The sequence below is a fragment of the Streptomyces ferrugineus genome (assembly GCF_015160855.1).
In the GTDB taxonomy this organism is placed as follows: Bacteria; Actinomycetota; Actinomycetes; order Streptomycetales; family Streptomycetaceae; genus Streptomyces; species Streptomyces ferrugineus.
Window position 1 is genome coordinate 3,774,878 of the sequence record NZ_CP063373.1, and the last position, 15,739, is coordinate 3,790,616.

The 15,739-nt window shown below is 72.8% G+C and carries 13 protein-coding genes; 4 read left to right on the plus strand and 9 right to left on the minus strand.

Annotated features, from left to right (window positions below; genetic code table 11):
* Window positions 1-57: 57 nt before the first annotated feature.
* Both IM697_RS17250 and xylB read right to left on the minus strand, forming a co-directional pair.
* Window positions 58-1,266, minus strand: coding sequence for an ROK family transcriptional regulator (locus IM697_RS17250; protein WP_194048572.1), 1,209 nt, complete (start codon window positions 1,264-1,266; stop codon window positions 58-60).
* A 15-nt stretch (window positions 1,267-1,281) separates the two neighbouring features.
* Complete coding sequence (gene xylB, locus IM697_RS17255; RefSeq protein ID WP_194048573.1) at window positions 1,282-2,727, minus strand: xylulokinase; 1,446 nt, start codon at window positions 2,725-2,727, stop codon at window positions 1,282-1,284.
* Window positions 2,728-2,917: 190 nt separating this feature from the next.
* Between xylB and xylA the strand changes: the two genes are divergently transcribed.
* Both xylA and IM697_RS17265 read left to right on the plus strand, forming a co-directional pair.
* Window positions 2,918-4,084: a xylose isomerase gene (xylA, locus tag IM697_RS17260; protein WP_194048574.1), complete on the plus strand. Its 1,167-nt coding sequence runs from the start codon at window positions 2,918-2,920 to the stop codon at window positions 4,082-4,084.
* 391 nt (window positions 4,085-4,475) lie between these two features.
* A complete protein-coding gene (locus IM697_RS17265) occupies window positions 4,476-4,727 on the plus strand; it encodes a hypothetical protein (protein ID WP_194048575.1) in 252 nt (83 codons plus the stop codon).
* 8 nt (window positions 4,728-4,735) lie between these two features.
* On the opposite strand, the gene IM697_RS17270 is transcribed toward IM697_RS17265, so the two are convergent.
* The 3 genes from IM697_RS17270 to IM697_RS17280 all read right to left on the minus strand — a co-directional run bounded on the left by IM697_RS17270 (window position 4,736) and on the right by IM697_RS17280 (window position 10,406).
* A complete protein-coding gene (locus IM697_RS17270; RefSeq protein ID WP_194048576.1) occupies window positions 4,736-6,085 on the minus strand; it encodes an esterase-like activity of phytase family protein in 1,350 nt (449 codons plus the stop codon).
* A gap of 182 nt (window positions 6,086-6,267) precedes the next feature.
* A complete protein-coding gene (locus IM697_RS17275; protein ID WP_194048577.1) occupies window positions 6,268-7,554 on the minus strand; it encodes an SWIM zinc finger family protein in 1,287 nt (428 codons plus the stop codon).
* Window positions 7,551-10,406: a DEAD/DEAH box helicase gene (locus IM697_RS17280; RefSeq protein WP_194048578.1), complete on the minus strand. Its 2,856-nt coding sequence runs from the start codon at window positions 10,404-10,406 to the stop codon at window positions 7,551-7,553. The genes IM697_RS17275 and IM697_RS17280 overlap by 4 nt, the downstream gene beginning before the upstream one ends.
* Before the next feature lie 302 nt (window positions 10,407-10,708).
* On the opposite strand from IM697_RS17280, the gene IM697_RS17285 reads away from it, so the two are divergent.
* The gene (locus IM697_RS17285; protein WP_062704261.1) at window positions 10,709-10,891 is read left to right on the plus strand and encodes a hypothetical protein; all 183 of its coding nucleotides are present in this window, start codon (window positions 10,709-10,711) and stop codon (window positions 10,889-10,891) included.
* Window positions 10,892-10,894: 3 nt separating this feature from the next.
* On the opposite strand, the gene IM697_RS17290 is transcribed toward IM697_RS17285, so the two are convergent.
* The 4 genes from IM697_RS17290 to IM697_RS17305 all read right to left on the minus strand — a co-directional run bounded on the left by IM697_RS17290 (window position 10,895) and on the right by IM697_RS17305 (window position 14,803).
* A complete protein-coding gene (locus IM697_RS17290; protein WP_194048579.1) occupies window positions 10,895-12,289 on the minus strand; it encodes a tannase/feruloyl esterase family alpha/beta hydrolase in 1,395 nt (464 codons plus the stop codon).
* 315 nt (window positions 12,290-12,604) lie between these two features.
* Complete coding sequence (locus IM697_RS17295; protein ID WP_194048580.1) at window positions 12,605-13,510, minus strand: hypothetical protein; 906 nt, start codon at window positions 13,508-13,510, stop codon at window positions 12,605-12,607.
* A gap of 136 nt (window positions 13,511-13,646) precedes the next feature.
* Complete coding sequence (locus IM697_RS17300) at window positions 13,647-13,943, minus strand: hypothetical protein (protein WP_194049748.1); 297 nt, start codon at window positions 13,941-13,943, stop codon at window positions 13,647-13,649.
* A 260-nt stretch (window positions 13,944-14,203) separates the two neighbouring features.
* Window positions 14,204-14,803 (minus strand): class I SAM-dependent methyltransferase, encoded by a 600-nt coding sequence (locus tag IM697_RS17305; RefSeq protein WP_194048581.1) that lies wholly within the window; start codon window positions 14,801-14,803, stop codon window positions 14,204-14,206.
* 152 nt (window positions 14,804-14,955) lie between these two features.
* Here IM697_RS17305 and IM697_RS17310 point away from each other — a divergent pair, with 152 nt between their 5' ends.
* Window positions 14,956-15,729, plus strand: coding sequence for an MHYT domain-containing protein (locus IM697_RS17310; RefSeq protein ID WP_194048582.1), 774 nt, complete (start codon window positions 14,956-14,958; stop codon window positions 15,727-15,729).
* Window positions 15,730-15,739: the final 10 nt, after the last annotated feature.

Consider the following 15,739-nt stretch of genomic DNA (forward strand, 5'->3'; position numbering starts at 1 on the left):
GACAGCCGCGGGATTGTGGATAACTCGCTCACCCACACGGATGAACTCGGCCTGGAATCAGGCCCGTTCCGCCACCGCCGCCGGATCGTCCAGCACCGCTCGCACCACGGAGTGCGCGGCCCCCAGCAGCGGCCCCTCGGGGCCCAGCCGAGACACGGACACCGGACAGGCGGGTCCGGCGGTGCGCTGGTCCAGCTCGGCCTCCAGCGACGGCAGCAGCCACGGCGCGAGCCCGGCCAGCGCACCCCCCAGCACCACGCTCTCGGGGTCCAGCAGATTGACCGCGCCCGTCAGCGCGATGCCCAGTGCCGTTCCCGCGTCGCGCAGGGCACGCCGTACGTCCTCGTCGCCCTCGGCGGCCCGCCCGGCGAGCAGCCCGACACGATCCTCGCCGGGCTCCAGCCCGGCCGCCCGCAGCACCGCGTCCTCTCCGGCGTACTGCTCCAGACACCCGCGCCCCCCGCACGGGCACTGCGGACCGTCCGGCCGGACGGGCACGTGCCCCAACTCGCCCGCGAAACCGCGCGTTCCGCGCAGCAGCCCGCCGTCCACCACGACCGCCGCACCGATGCCGATCTCCGCCGACACATGCAGGAAGTCACGCGGAGTGCCGTCGCCGAGCCAGAGTTCGGCGAGCGCGCCGAAATCGGCCTCGTTGCCCACGGTCAGTGGGAGGTCCGCGGGGAGCAGTTCGCCCAGGTCCGCGTCGCGCCAGTCGAGGTTCGGGGCGCGTACGACCGTACGGGCGTCGCGCGCCACCAGGCCCGGCACCGCGATCGCGAGGCCCGCGGGCCACAGTCCCTCGCGCTCGGCCTCGGCGACGACCTGGCGCACCAGCTCGTGGAGTTCCTCGATCACCGGTTTGGGCGCCCGGCCCCGGTTCGCGCCGTGCCGGACGGCCCGGGACCGCACTTCGCCGCGCAGGTCGACCGCGCAGACGGCGAGATGGTCGACGCCGACCTCCGCGCCTATCCCGGCCGGGCCGTGCCCGCTGACGGCGAGCGCCGACCCGGGACGGCCCACCCGGCCGGGCCGCTCCGGACCCAGTTCCTCCAGCAGTCCCGAGCGGATCAGCTCGTCGACCAGGGTGGACACCGCCGCACGCGTCAGCCCGATACGGGAGGCGACGGCGGCACGGGAGAGCGGACCCTCGGCGCTCACGGTGTGCATCACCCGGGCGAGATTGCGGCGCCGCATGCCCTGCTGGGTGTTGGGCAGTGCGCGCCCGGCGCCGGTCGGGTGGGCCTCGTGCAGCGGTGCGGTCATGCCTGAAGTCAGTCCTCAGTGCGCCTCGGGGCCCCGCTCCAGCAGCGGGGCCGCGTCGGAGAGTACCCCGCTGATCCTGGCCAGCGTCTCCTCGTCCCGCTCCACGGCGTCGAGCACCGGCCCGCGCGTGGTGTTCCAGCGCCGGGCGACCGCGGCCGGGTCCTCGCCGGTCAGCAGGCCCGCCGCCTGGGCCGCGGCGCCGAGCGCGACCAGTTCCCTGGCCTCCGGGACCTGCACCGGACGCCCCGACAGCCGTCGTACGGTCTGCTGCCAGGCCGTGCCCCGGGCGCCGCCGCCGATCAGCAGCAGCGGGGCCGAGCGGTCCGCGTCGTCGTCCAGGACGAGGTCCAGGGCGCCGAGCAGGGCGTGGACGGCGCCGTCGTAGGCGGCCTGCAGGAGCTGACCGGCGGTCGTGTCGTGGCGCAGGCCGTGCAGGAGCCCGGAGGCGTTCGGCAGGTTCGGCGTGCGTTCGCCGTCCAGGTACGGCAGCAGCGTGAGGCCCGTGGTGGGTTCCACGGCCTCGCGGTCGAGGCCCAGCAGGCTCGCGAGGCGGTCGACGGCGAGTGTGCAGTTCAGGGTGCAGGCCAGCGGCAGCCAGTCGCCATGCGCGTCGGCGAACCCGGCGACCGTGCCGGTCGGGTCGGCGGGGCGCCGCGTCGACACGGCGTACACCGTGCCCGACGTGCCGAGGCTCAGCACGGGCGCGCCGGGGCGCAGGCCGAGGCCCAGTGCGGCGGCGGCGTTGTCGCCGGTGCCGGGCGCGACGAGGGTGCCCTTGGAGAACGGCAGGTCGTGGCTGTCGCGCACGGTGCCCGCCACTTCACCGGGCCGGACCACACGGGGCAGCATCGCCGGGTCGAGCCCCACGCGCGCGAGGATCTCCTCGTCGTACGACTCCGTCCCCGACGCCCACCAGCCCGTGCCGGAGGCGTCGCCGCGGTCGGTGGTGCCCTGCCCGGTGAGGCGTTCGGTGAGGTAGTCGTGGGGGAGGCGCACGGCCTTGGTGGTCCGGACGGACTCCGGTTCGTTCTCGGCGAGCCAGGCCCACTTCGTGACCGTGAAGGAGGCGGCCGGTACCGAGCCCGTCCGCTCGGCCCAGAACTTCGCGCCGCCCAGTTCCTCGGTCAGCCGGCGGGCCTGCGGCGCCGAGCGCACGTCGTTCCACAGCAGTGCCGGCCGCACCGGTTCACCCCGGTCGTCCAGCGTGACCAGGCCGTGCTGCTGTCCGCCGATCGACACCGCGGCGGCCTCGTGCGCGGCGTCGCCGCACTGGCTCAGTGCCTCGCACAGGGCGTCCCACCACTGGCGTGGGTCGCTCTCGCGGCCGGCCCCGGAGGACACGGTGTGCGCCGCCTGGCCGCTCGCGACGACCTGCCCGGTCGACGCGTCGACGACCAACGCCTTCGTGGACTGGGTGGACGTGTCCACGCCCACGACGAGCGGACCCTCGGCTGCTGACATCGGGCTCTCCCTCATTTGCGGCTCTTGCGGCTCTTGCGGCTCTGCGCGACGAAGACATCAGGGTGACAAGGACATCGGGAACTAAGGACTTCGGGTGACAAAGACATCTTGTCTCTTCCCAGAGGTGCGAGCGCATACTAATTTGTAAACCGCCATGACGAAATAGTCGTACGCAGCAAGGAGCCGCGGCATGAGCTACCAGCCCACCCCCGATGACAGGTTCACCTTCGGCCTGTGGACCGTCGGCTGGCAGGGACGGGACCCGTTCGGCGACGCCACCCGCCGGGCCCTCGACCCGGTCGAGACGGTGCAGCGCCTGGCCGAGCTCGGCGCCCACGGCGTCACCTTCCACGACGACGACCTGATCCCCTTCGGGTCCTCCGACACCGAGCGCGAGGCGCACATCAAGCGCTTCCGCGAGGCTCTCGACGCGACCGGCATGACCGTGCCGATGGCCACCACCAACCTCTTCACGCACCCCGTCTTCAAGGACGGCGCCTTCACCGCCAACGACCGCGACGTGCGCCGCTACGCCCTGCGCAAGACGATCCGCAACATCGATCTCGCGGTCGAGCTGGGCGCCAGGACGTACGTCGCCTGGGGCGGCCGTGAGGGTGCCGAGTCCGGCGCCGCCAAGGACGTGCGTGCCGCCCTGGACCGCATGAAGGAGGCCTTCGACCTCCTGGGCGAGTACGTCATCTCCCAGGGCTACGACCTGCGCTTCGCGATCGAGCCCAAGCCGAACGAGCCGCGCGGCGACATCCTGCTGCCCACCGTGGGGCACGCGCTGGCGTTCATCGAGCGCCTGGAGCGCCCCGAGCTGTACGGCGTCAACCCCGAGGTCGGCCACGAGCAGATGGCCGGTCTGAACTTCCCGCACGGCATCGCGCAGGCGCTGTGGGCGGGCAAGCTCTTCCACATCGACCTCAACGGCCAGTCCGGCATCAAGTACGACCAGGACCTGCGCTTCGGCGCCGGCGACCTGCGTGCCGCCTTCTGGCTGGTCGACCTCCTGGAGAGCGCCGGCTACAGCGGCCCGCGCCACTTCGACTTCAAGCCGCCGCGGACCGAGGACCTCGACGGCGTGTGGGCGTCGGCCGCGGGCTGCATGCGCAACTACCTCATCCTGAAGGAGCGTTCGGCCGCCTTCCGCGCGGACCCCGAGGTCCAGGAGGCACTGCGCGCCTCCCGCCTGGACGAGCTGGCGCAGTCGACGGCGGCGGACGGCCTCAAGGCGCTGCTCGCGGACCGCACCGCCTTCGAGGAGTTCGACGTCGAGGCGGCCGCCGCGCGCGGGATGGCCTTCGAGCGCCTCGACCAGCTGGCGATGGACCACCTGCTGGGCGCCCGGGGCTGAGGCCCCGCGCGTGTGCCGGACCGTGTGTCACCGCTGGTCGAGAGGCCTGGTCGCGCACGGCCCGGCCTGGTGATCGATCTGTGCACGGAATGTTCCGGAATCGTGCGATCCCTGGCATGGACCGGTATTAAGTCCCGAGTGAGGGTCGCGTCCCGGCCCGTCCATGGCGAGTCTTGACGGTATGGCCATGCCGCCCGTACCGCCTCAGCCGCCAGGACCGCCGGGTGACACGCCGCCTCCGGGCGGTGGCTTCGGACCGCCTCCCGAAGGCTACGGTCCCCCGCCGGGAAGCAGCGGCCCGCCCACATACGGTGGCGGGCCGCCGCAGGAGCCGTTCGGCGGCGGAGGCGGACCGGGGCGGCGGCGGAATCCACTGGTCGTCCTGCTCGCCGTGATCGTGGCCGTCGGAGCCGTCGTGGCTGTGGTGCTGATGGCCTCGGGGAGCGGCGATGACTCACCGGAGCCGGCGCGGAGCACGAGCAGCTCGCCCGAGCCCTCCTTGAGCATCCCCACCGAACTCCCCAGCAGGCTGCCGAGCGAACTGCCCACATCGCTGCCGTCCGGGTTCCCGACCGAGCTGCCCAGTGAGCTGCCCAGCGGCCTGGAGTCGCTGCTCCCGTCCCTGGCGGACCAGTTGCCGTAGAACAGGCGTCAGATGCCGCGCGGCAGCCGCACGTAGATCACCGACGTCTCGACACCGCTGTCGACCAGCCGACCCCGGGCGTCGAACGCGTCCGCGCCGTCCGTCATCCCGAAGTCGTTGTCGTTGATGAGAGCCAGCGTGTCGTGGTCCACGCGCGCGATGCCCTCGATCTTCCCGGGCACCCCGGCGACCGTGCCCAGATCGACGACGAGCCGCTTGGGCAGCACCGGCACTCCCGAGGCCGCCGGGTCGTCGAGCTGTTCCAGCGACGGGGACGTCGCGTCGTCGTCCCAGCGGCTGCCCAGGATGTTCGCCGACCGGTCCAGCCGCACCAGCTGCAGCCGTGCGGCCTTGTCGGTGCGCTCCTCGACCAGCAGCCGGTTCCCGCCCACGGCCACGACCGACGAGATCTTCAGCTCGGAGGTGTCGCCCTCGCTCGGGTCCACCACGTTCACCGGGTCGAAGCGGTACGCGTACTCCGCGGTGATCGCCTTCTTCTTCGGCGAGAAGCGCAGCAGCCGCGTGGTGCGCGACGCCTCCCCGGCATCCGCGTCGGGCAGCGACAGCGGGCTCTGCACGGCCATCACCAGGTCGCCGCCGGGCAACTGGGCCAGCCCCTCGAAACCGCGGTTGGTCTTCCGGTGCAACAGGACCGAGGGCAGCGCCTCCACCACGCGGTAGTCCGTACCGGTCAGGCCGAGCCCCTCGGGCACATAGCGCGTGAGGACCTTCCCGCGCGCGGAGGCGTGCACCAGGGAGGGCCCGTACTCGTCGACCAGCCAGAAACTCCCGTCGGCGGCCCGCACGATGCCCTCGGTGTCCAGCCCGTTCGGGTCGTACGTCAAAGGAGTCCGCGCGTCATAGGTGTACGGCGCCTCGTCGCGCCCCTCCTGGTTCGGCAGCCCGGTGACGGCCTTCCCGGAGGCGGTGGTGATCGGGATCGCGTCCAGCACCTTCACGGCGCTGCCCGTCACCCGGATCTTCACGATCGCCGGATCGAAGCCCGGCACGGGGAACGTGCGGCGCTTCTTGCCGTCCACCTTGATCTGGCCGTTGGGGCCGCGGTCGGTGACCGTCCAGAACTCGCCCCTGCGGCCCGCCGGGTAGAGGTCGCTGCCTATGCCGCCCAGGTCCACGCCCCGGTCGTCGGCGACGCTGCCGGGCAGCAGCGCGTTGCTGAAGGCGGCGAGCGGGATGTCGTCGAGGGTGGCCGTACGCACGACGTGCGCCTCGTCGGCATGCCCGCCCCCGGCGCCGGCGGCGGGCCCGGCGGCCGCGAGCGCCGCGATCACGGCGAGGGGTACGCCCCCGGCGACGAGGCGGTGGGTGCGGCGCCGGCCTGTGGCGTGCGGGGACATTCGGGCCTCCTGAGGACCAAGTTCACTGACAGCGGCCAGATTTGGAGCCCGCACGGAACGTCCGACGACGCAGGGGTGAACGCCGGACGACGAGCGCTCGGCGAGCCGACGACACCATCAGCCGATCCGGTTACTCCCGCACGGTGCTTCGAGGAGCGCTGCCAGTCGCCGTCCCCGGGCCCCTACCGCTCCTCCTCCTCGGTCGCCGACCGCGCCGAGGCCAGCGCCGTCGCCGGATCCCGCGCGGGACCTCCCGCCGGCACCCAGCGGCCCCGCTCCTCGCGATACGGCCACCAGCGCCCGTCGCGCCCCAGGCGCAGTTGGCCCGGCGCGCCGACGACCGTCCACCGATTGCCCCGCGCCCGCAGCGTCGGCCGTTTGTCCTCGTCCCAGGCGGACTCCAGGGCGGCACGCGCGCGTGCGAGCGCTTCGCCCTCGACGGTCCACTCCTCGTCGAGCACGGCCAGCGCGGCGACGCCCCCCAGGTGCCAAGCGCGTACGGCCGTCTCCAGCCCTTCGTGGCCGCGGCCCGAACCGTCGGCCAGTCGCTCGGCCACGTCGGCGGGTGGGGAGCCGGCCGCGAGGCGCACCATGTCCTGGCTCGGCGTCAACCCGGCTTCGGCGACCTGCTGTTCCGGGCCCGCCCGCAGCGCGTCCGAGAGCAGGCGGTGTGCTTCCGCGGCGGTCCGGGCGGCCAGGAACTCCAGCGCGGCGGGTTCGACGCCGGGCGCGGGCGGCGTCTCGGTGTCCAGGGACGGCGGTACCCCCGGCTCGGCGGGCACCTCGGGCAGTGCGGGCAGCGGCGGCAGGATGTCGCCGGTCGCATACGCCTCGGCGGCATCCACGCCCTCGGGCTCGGCCGGTTCGCACGGCGCGGGTCGGTCGGAGGTGGGTGCGGCGCTGCGGGCCTGGAGGTCGTTCAGGAGGCCGCGTTCACCGCGCCCGCGCATCAGCAGCAGAACGAACGGGTCCTGGTCCAGCAGCCGTGCCACCTGGTAGCAGAGGGCCGCCGTGTGCCCGCAGTGGTCCCAGGCGTCGCAGCCGCACTCCGGTTCCAGATCGCCCATGCCCGGCAGCAGTTCGATGCCCCTGGCGGCCGCGTCCTCCACCAGGTGCGGCGGCATCTCGCGGTCCAGCAACGCGGCGACGTGCCCGGCGTGCTCCACGGCCATGTCCAGGAAGCGGTCCCACTGGTCCTCGGTCAGCTCCTCCAGCAGCACATCGGCCCGGTGCGCCGTACGGTCGCGGCCCTGCACCACGGCGGTGATGCGCCCAGGGCGCACCGACACGGCACCGACCGCTCCCGCGCGCGCGAGCCTGCGGCCGACCTTGAGCTGCTCCGAGTCCAGCGCCGTCTCCTCCAGCGCCTTCAGCCAGGCCTGGCCCCACCACGTCTGTGCGAATCCTCGCCCGCGCGCGGGCGGCAGCGCGGCGAACGTGCGCTCCTGGTCACCGTCGTAGCGCGTCATCGCGTTCCCCCTCGCAGTTCCACCAGATCGGCCAGCTCCGCGTCCGTCAGCTCCGTGAGGGCCGCCTCGCCCGCGCCGAGCACCGCGTCGGCGAGTTCCCGCTTGCGGCCGAGCATGTCGGCGATACGGTCCTCGATCGTGCCCTCGGCGATCAGCCGGTGCACCTGCACGGGCCGGGTCTGACCGATGCGGTACGCGCGGTCGGTGGCCTGGGCCTCGACGGCGGGGTTCCACCAGCGGTCGTAGTGCACGACGTGCTCCGCGCGGGTGAGGTTCAGGCCGGTGCCGGCGGCCTTCAACGACAGCAGGAAGACGGGCACTTCACCGTCCTGGAAGCGCCCGACCAGGGCGTCGCGCTCGGCGATGGGCGTGCCGCCGTGCAGAAACTGCGAGGGCACTCCGCGAGCCGCCAGGTGCTCCTCGATGAGGCGTCCCATCTGCACGTACTGCGTGAAGACCAGAACGCTCGCTCCCTCGGAGAGGATGGTGTCGAGCAGTTCGTCCAGCAGTTCCAGCTTCCCCGAGCGTCCGGCGATCCTCGGTCGCTCCTCCTTGAGGAACTGCGCGGGGTGGTTGCAGATCTGCTTCAGGCCCGTCAGGAGCTTCACGATCAGGCCGCGGCGCGCCATGCTGTCTGCTTCGGAGATCTCCGCCAGCGTCTCGCGGACCACGGCCTCGTACAGGCCCGTCTGTTCCGCGGTGAGGGACACGGCCCGGTCGGTCTCCGTCTTCGGCGGGAGCTCCGGCGCGATCCCCGGATCGGACTTGCGCCGGCGCAGCAGGAACGGGCGTACCAGCCGGGCGAGCCGCTCCGCTGCCGCCGGGTCCTGGCCGCCCTCGACGGCCTGGGCATAACGCGCGCGGAAGGTGCCCAGGCGGCCCAGCAGGCCCGGGGTCGTCCAGTCGAGGATCGCCCACAGTTCCGACAGGTTGTTCTCGACCGGGGTGCCCGTGAGCGCCACACGCGCGCGTGCGCCGATGGACCGCAGCGCCCGCGCGGTCGCGGAGTACGGGTTCTTCACATGCTGGGCCTCGTCCGCCACCACCATGCCCCACGGCACGTCGGCGAGCCGGCGCGCGTCCAGGCGCATCGTGCCGTACGTGGTGAGCACGAACTCGCCGTCCGCCACGGAGCCGAGGTCGCGCCGCGACCCGTGGAAGCGGCGCACGCGCGTGCCGGGCGCGAACTTCTCGATCTCGCGCTGCCAGTTGCCCATCAGGGACGTCGGACAGACCACCAGCGTCGGACCGGCGGACGAGGCGTCGGCCTGCCGGTGAAGGTGCAGCGCGATCAGCGTGATCGTCTTGCCGAGGCCCATGTCGTCGGCCAGACAGCAGCCCAGGCCCAGGGACGTCATGCGCGCCAGCCAACTCAGGCCACGCCGCTGGTAGTCCCGCAGCGTGGCCGCGAGGGCGGCCGGCTGGCCGACCGGCTCCTGTCCCTCGGGGTCCGCCAGGCGCTCGCGCAGCGCCGCCAGCCAGCCCGTGGGCCGGACCTCGACCCGGCGGCCGTCCACTTCGGTGGAGCCCGTCAGCGCGGCGCCGAGCGCGTCGATGGGCGTGACCTTGTGGTCCTGCTGCGCGCGGGCGCGGCGCATCTCCTGGGGGTCGACGAGGACCCACTGGCCACGCAGCCGCACCACGGGGCGGTTCGCCTCCGCCAGACGGTCCAGCTCCTCGCGCGTGAGCCGCTGGTCGCCCAGCGCGAACCACCAGTTGAAGGCGAGCAGCGCGTCGGCGGAGAGGAACGACGGCGTGTCCGACGAGACCTTGCCGCGCGCGGGCTCGTCGTCCGGCGGACCGATGACCGCGCGGGCCGTCAGTTCGCGGGCGAGCTCCTTGGGCCAGTGCACGTCGACGCCGGCTGCGGCGAGGTGCCGGGCGCCCTCTCCCAGGAGGTCGGTCACCTCCTCGTCGGCGAGGTCCACGGAGTCCGGAACGGCCGCCGACAGCAGCGGTGCGAGCGCAGCCCAGGCCCGGGTCGCGCGGCGCAGCGCCAGCAGGGCGTCCATCCGCGCGCGGGGGCCGAAGGCATCGGATCCCGCCCACACGTCGGCGGCATCGGCGACCAGCGCCGGATCACTCACGCTGTGCACCTGGAGCACCGCGCGGAACGACGGCGCCGCATCGTCGTCCTGCGTCGCCTCCGCGAGGCCGCTGACCTCGAGGCGCAGGGAGAGCCGCACGCCCGCGTCGTGGCCGGCGGCGACATCGGCGGCCCACGGGCGCAGGGCGGGTACGTGCTGCGGCTCCTGTGCCGCGTAGAGCGGCCCGCCCGTCACCAGCGCCGCCGCGGGGGAGCGGGGAAGGGCGTCGGCGACGGCATCCAGGAAGGCCCGCAGCAGTCCCTCCTGGTCCGCCAGCCTCGGCGGTGCCACGCCGCTCAGTGGCACGGCGTGCGCTTCGGGCGGCATCGCGGCGGCCAGGGCGCGGACGCGTTCGACGTCCTCAGGTCGCAGGGGGCCGACGCGCCAGGAGTCGTGGTCGCCCGTGGAGAGGCCGGGCAACAGCAGTCCTCGGGCCACGCATTGCAGGGCCAGCACGGCGGCCGTGCCCCAGAAGACGCCCGCCCGGGGTGCCCGCGCGGACGTACGCGCACGCGTGAGCACGGGCAGGGCGGCCCGCACCGGCAGCAGAACGGCCGGCACGCTCGCCGACTGGAGACCTTCGTCGCCGGGCAGGACGAGCTCGAGTTCCTCGACGGACCCGGACGCGACGAGTGGCACGGCGCCGCCGTCGGCTCGCCAGAAGGCGATCCGGCCGGTGCGCGCCGGATCACCGGGTACGAAGACGGCGCTGCAGCCGGCCAGTTCGGAGATCTCGGACGGTGTTGCCTCGGAAAGCCTCGGCACGACGCTGCAACACTCCTCAAATTTGACTACTCGGTTTCGAGTGGTCGAGGGTACAACACTCGGTGGACCATCCTGCATGGCGGAGCTGTGATCTGGGTCACTTTGGATCGGTATGGGTATCTCCCCTGTGCGGAGCCCGGTGCGTCGACCGATCGCCGATCGGGCGTCGGCGGTCCACGGGGCTCCGCGACCAGTAGGGGCCGCACCTCAGGGTCGTCTCAGGGTCGCGGCTCGGAACTGCCGGGAGCGCGGACCCGTTTTCAGGACAGAGAGCGGCAGTGGCCGCGAAGGAGGCGACGGACATGTCGAAGAACGCGAAGATCGCCGCGGGAGGTGTGGCGGCCGGTCTCATCTTGCTGATCTGGCTGCCGTGGTGGGCCGCGCTCCTGATAGTCCTGGGAGTCCCGGCCGCCGCATACCTCACGCTCGACCCGTCACAGCGGCGCAGGCTGCGTCGTGCCACGCGCAAGGAGCTCGGCCGCTGATCATCACCCTGCCGCGGGTGCGGCAGGGGTGGACAGCGAGCAGGAGTTGAGCACGTCACCGCTCGCGGGCCGGCCGACGGTGTGGTCCGCGGGCGGTCGGGTGCCCTGCTCCACCCATGAGACCAGCGCGTCGAACGCCGACCGGTAGCAGGGCAGGATCGGCCGGAGCCGGTCCGGATGGGTGTCGTACAGCCCGTCGACATGAGTGCCGCCGGCGATCGTGAAGTAGCGGTGCAGAGGGCCCCGTCCCCTCGCGTGGATCATGCGCGCGTACACATCCGAGTCGGCCGCCTTCGGCAGCAGCGCGTCCAGATCACCGTGCAGTGTGATCAGTGGTTTGCCGATGCGGCCGGTCAGGGCGACACGGGCCACGGCGTGACGGACGGACGCGGGACGCGACGCGTAGTCGTACGTGGCATCGGACGCGCACGGCGCCAGGATCTGCTCCGGCGTGGTTCCGGCGGAGGGGCCGGGGCAGCCGGGGTCGTACGCCGGGTCGAACTCGGCGCGGTAGATCTTCTGGGTCACTCCCCAGTAGGCCTGCTCGTGATACGGCCACAGAAACTCGGAGCCGCGCGCGAAGCCGACCGCGTACAGGTCCTCGTCCCGGGCGGAGCCGAGCATGCGTGCCACTGCCGTGGGCAAGGAGGTGAGGAGGTTCGGGCCGTCCGTGGTCCACAAGGCGCCTTCCCAGTCGACGCCGCCGTCGTACAGCTCGGGATGGTTCTCGAGGTGCCAGCGCGTCAGATACCCGCCGTTGGAGATGCCGGTCATGTAGGTACGACGGGGAGTGTGGCCGTAGCGCAGGGCCGCCGCCCTACGGGCGGCCCGCGTGAGCTGAGTGGTCCGTGCGTTCCATTCGGCGACCGCGTCGCCGGGTCGTCTGCCGTCGCGGTAGAAGTCGGCGCCGCTGTTGCCCTTGTCGGTCGCCGCGTAGGCGTAGCCCAGCGCTAGCACCTGGTCGGAGATCGCCTTGTCCGTCGCGTACTGCTTGCGTGTGCCCGGCGCTCCGGTGACGACCAGTCCGCCGTTCCAGCGGTCCGGCAGCCGGATCACGAACTGCGCGTCGTGACGCCAGCCGTGTGTGGCGTTGAACCGGGAGGAGTCAGGGAAGTAGCCGTCGATCTGAATACCGGGGACCCCGGCCGGTGTCCGGGTGCCTCGTGCGGTCAGCCCGGCCTGGTCGGCCATGTCGGTGTGGGGTGTTCCGGCGAGTCCTGTCGTGGTCAGGTCCGCCAGGCAGGCGCTCTGCTGGATGGCCGCGCCCGGTACCCGTACATGATTTTGGCGCGCGCAGTGCCGCTCGTCGACTGCCGTGGCCATTGCGGCAGCAGGGCCGCCGAGGGTGGCTGCCAGCAGGGTCGCGGCGAGGAACGGAACGGTTCGGGACAGGCGCATGAGGGCCTCCGGGCACAGGGGAGACGGGGCATGAGGGAACGCAAACGCGAAGGCTGCCTCATGGTGCGGGCCCGGTTTGGCGCCATCCATGGGTTGGGCCCACATGGAACGCCGCCGTGAGATGGGGTCTCGGGACAGGCGTGCTGGAGGAGGCCGGGAGTGTCTTCACGGTGAGCGCGGCCTCAGAGCCTTACTGGAGGTGTGCGGGACGCGGCGAGGTGCGCGCCCGTACGCACCCGGCAGCGCAGCCACGCCGGGTGCCGACCCGTCTCCTGCGGGCGCGCCGCGCGGAAGCCCCGCGCCCCGAGCGCGGGCTCAGATCGGGCGTACGGCCATCTTGTCGAGCGCTTCGAGCAGGCCGGGCAGCTCCGGTCCGCGGCCCACCGGCAGGACCTCGCCGGGTTCGTCGTCAAGGAGCACGAACGCGATGTCGTCGGTCCTGGCGACGAGCGACCAGCCGGGGCCGTCCGCACGAAGGGTCCGGGCGTCGCCCGGGGCGAAGGAGGACCGGACGCGGCCGAGCGGCGGCGGGGAGTCGACGTACGCGCGTGCCTCGGCGAGGACCCGCAGGATGCCGCTGTGGCTGCCCCGGGGCTCGGCCTCCTCACTGGAGTCGGCGTTCCCGGCCTTCCGGCCCTCGCTCTCCCCGCCGTCACCGGCCTCGTTCTCGGCGCCCTCCGTGTCCTCGGCGGCATCCGACCCACCGCCCGGTCTCAGGGACGTGGCGTCGTTGATCTGCTCACGCCAGATCGCCCATTGCAGCGCGATCTCGTCGGCCCCCAGGCGCCGTTGGGCCGGGCCCCACACGCTCGTGTCGGGCGGGGCCAGCGGCGGGCCGTCGGCGGCCTCGGGGGCGGGGTCGTGCGGCGGGGGCACATTGGGGGCGGAGACGGCGACCGCCAGGGGCCAGCCGGGCAGCGCGGCCACGACCGTACGTTCGTCGGGTGACAGGTCGTACTCCATGCCGCAGTCCCAGGACGCGATGGCGACGGCGACCAGGGAGACGTCGTCGATGACGACCGTCCATCGGGCGCCGTCGCCGTCCTGGCCGAGCACCAGGCCGTACCCGTCCGCCAGTGGCGCGAGGCCCAGCGTCGCGCAGGCCTCCGGATAGTCGTCGCCCAGCACGCTCGGGAACTGCGCCGGCGTCAGCAGCACCGCCGTGAGCACGTAGAGCGCATCGTCCGCGGCGGCGACGGCCTCCTCGTCCGTCCCGGCCATCCCAGCCTCCCCATCGGTTCGTCCATCGGCGCGCACCCTAGTGCGACCGGAAGCCGCTTGTCACGACTCCCAGACACACCCGAGCTGCAGTTTTCCGGCCGGACGGGGCGAATCGACCGTGATTTTGCCAACCCTGTCAGGACGCCGGCAGTCCGAGGAGGGACCGAGCCACGGTCTGCGGTGATTCGCCCCGCTCCCGGGCGAGCGCGATGACGGCGCGGCACGCCAGCTCGTTCACCCCGAACGACAGGGCTTCCGGGGAGACCCAGCCGGCGGCCTCGTCGAGCTGCTCCTGGTCGTCCTCCGCGCAGGCCGACACATACACGGCGGCGGCCTCGAACAGATTGTGCGTGCGCCCGTCCTCACCGGCCTCCGGCCGCGTGCGAAAGGCCTGCAGGAATCTCGCACACGACTTGCGCACCCTGCCCCACATGCTGATCACCATCCCCCTCTGCGGTGCTACTGGTTGATCGTTCATGTCCTGCTCACAACGTAGAGTTGGAGCCCTGGCGACAGAAGGGGGACGACGCGGTGAAGGCCTCTCGACGGCTTGAACGACTCCCCGTGGGCGGCCGCTTTGACGCCTCCTGAGCGCCCCCTGCGCCCCCGCCGCGCGCGGTCAGCCGCCGAGTGATGCGATGCTCGACAACCCCGACGCCTTCACCACGATCGTCGCCGGACAGGGGTGAGCCGTCAGGACTCCCGTACGGCCAGCGCCAGGAAGCGGTCGTCCTCGTCGACGTACGACGTCATGCGCCAGCCGGAACCGGCCAGCAGCGGCCGGAGGTTGGGCTCGGCCCGTAGATCGTCGGGTGTGATCCGGCGGCCCTGGCGCGCCGCGAGTGCCGCTCTGCCGATCGGGTGGAACAGCGCCAGCGTGCCGCCGGGACGCACCACGCGGGCCAACTCCCGCAGGTTCGCGGCCGGATGGGGCAGGTGCGCGACGAGGCCGGCCGCGAACACGGCGTCCAGCGACTCCGACCGCAACGGCAGCGCGGCCACGTCGGCGAGCAGCAACCGCCCGTCCGCGTCCCGCCCGGCCCGTACGGCGGCCTCCAGCATGGCCGGGGTCAGATCGGCCCCCAGGACCACTCCCGAGGGCCCCACGGCGGCACGCAGCGGCGGCAGGGCGCGCCCCGTGCCGCAGCCCGCGTCCAGCACACGAGCCCCCTCCCGCAGTCCGAGCTCGCCGACCGCGGCCGCGAAGGCGGGCCCGTCGTCGGGAAACCTGCTGTCCCAGTCGGCGGCGCGGGCGGTGAAGAAGTCCTGCACATGTGTGTGGTCGTCGCTCATGCTCCGCATGATCCCTCACCGGCAAGGATGACGCCGCTGTGCACACGTTCGAGCGTGACGTGGTCGTTCCGGTGCATCACCACGTCATATTGCAACAGCTTTCGAAATGCGCCCCCATCACGCGCCCCTGCCCCGGCTAGCGTCCCGGGGCCATGGGACACCTGGACCACGCCGCCCTCGGCTGGCTGACCCCCGTGCTGTCGTACGCGATGGCCTGCACCGGCGCCGCGCTCGGCCTGCGCTGCACCGTGCGCGCCCTCGGCGCCACCGGCCGGTCGCGCCGCAACTGGCTCATCACCGCCGCCTCGGCGATCGGCACCGGCATCTGGACCATGCACTTCGTGGCCATGCTGGGCTTCAGCGTCGGCGGCACCGACATCCGCTACGACGTGCCGCTCACCATCCTGAGCCTCCTCGTCGCCATGACCGTCGTGTGCGCCGGCGTCTTCGCCGTCGGATACGGCCGCGACCGGACCCGCGCGCTCTTCCTCGGCGGGCTCACCACCGGGCTCGGCGTCGCGAGCATGCACTACTTGGGCATGGCCGCCGTACGACTCCACGGCGACGTCAGCTACGACCCCCTGCTCGTCGGACTCTCCGTGGTGATCGCCGTCGTCGCGGCGACGGCGGCCCTGTGGGCTGCGCTCAACATCAAGTCGCCCGTAGCCGTCACCATCGCCTCGCTGATCATGGGCGCGGCGGTCAGCAGCATGCACTACACCGGCATGTTCGCGGTCGGCGTGCGCGTCACGCCCTCCGGCGAGGTCCTGCCCGGTGCCACGGCGATGCAGTTCATCTTCCCCCTCGCCGTCGGCCTCGGGTCCTACCTCTTCCTGACCTCCGCCTTCGTCGCGCTGTCACCCACGACAGGCGAGCGCGAGGCGTCCGCTTCGGCCCAGCGGTCGGTCGAGAGCGTCGTCGGCTAGCGGTGGGACC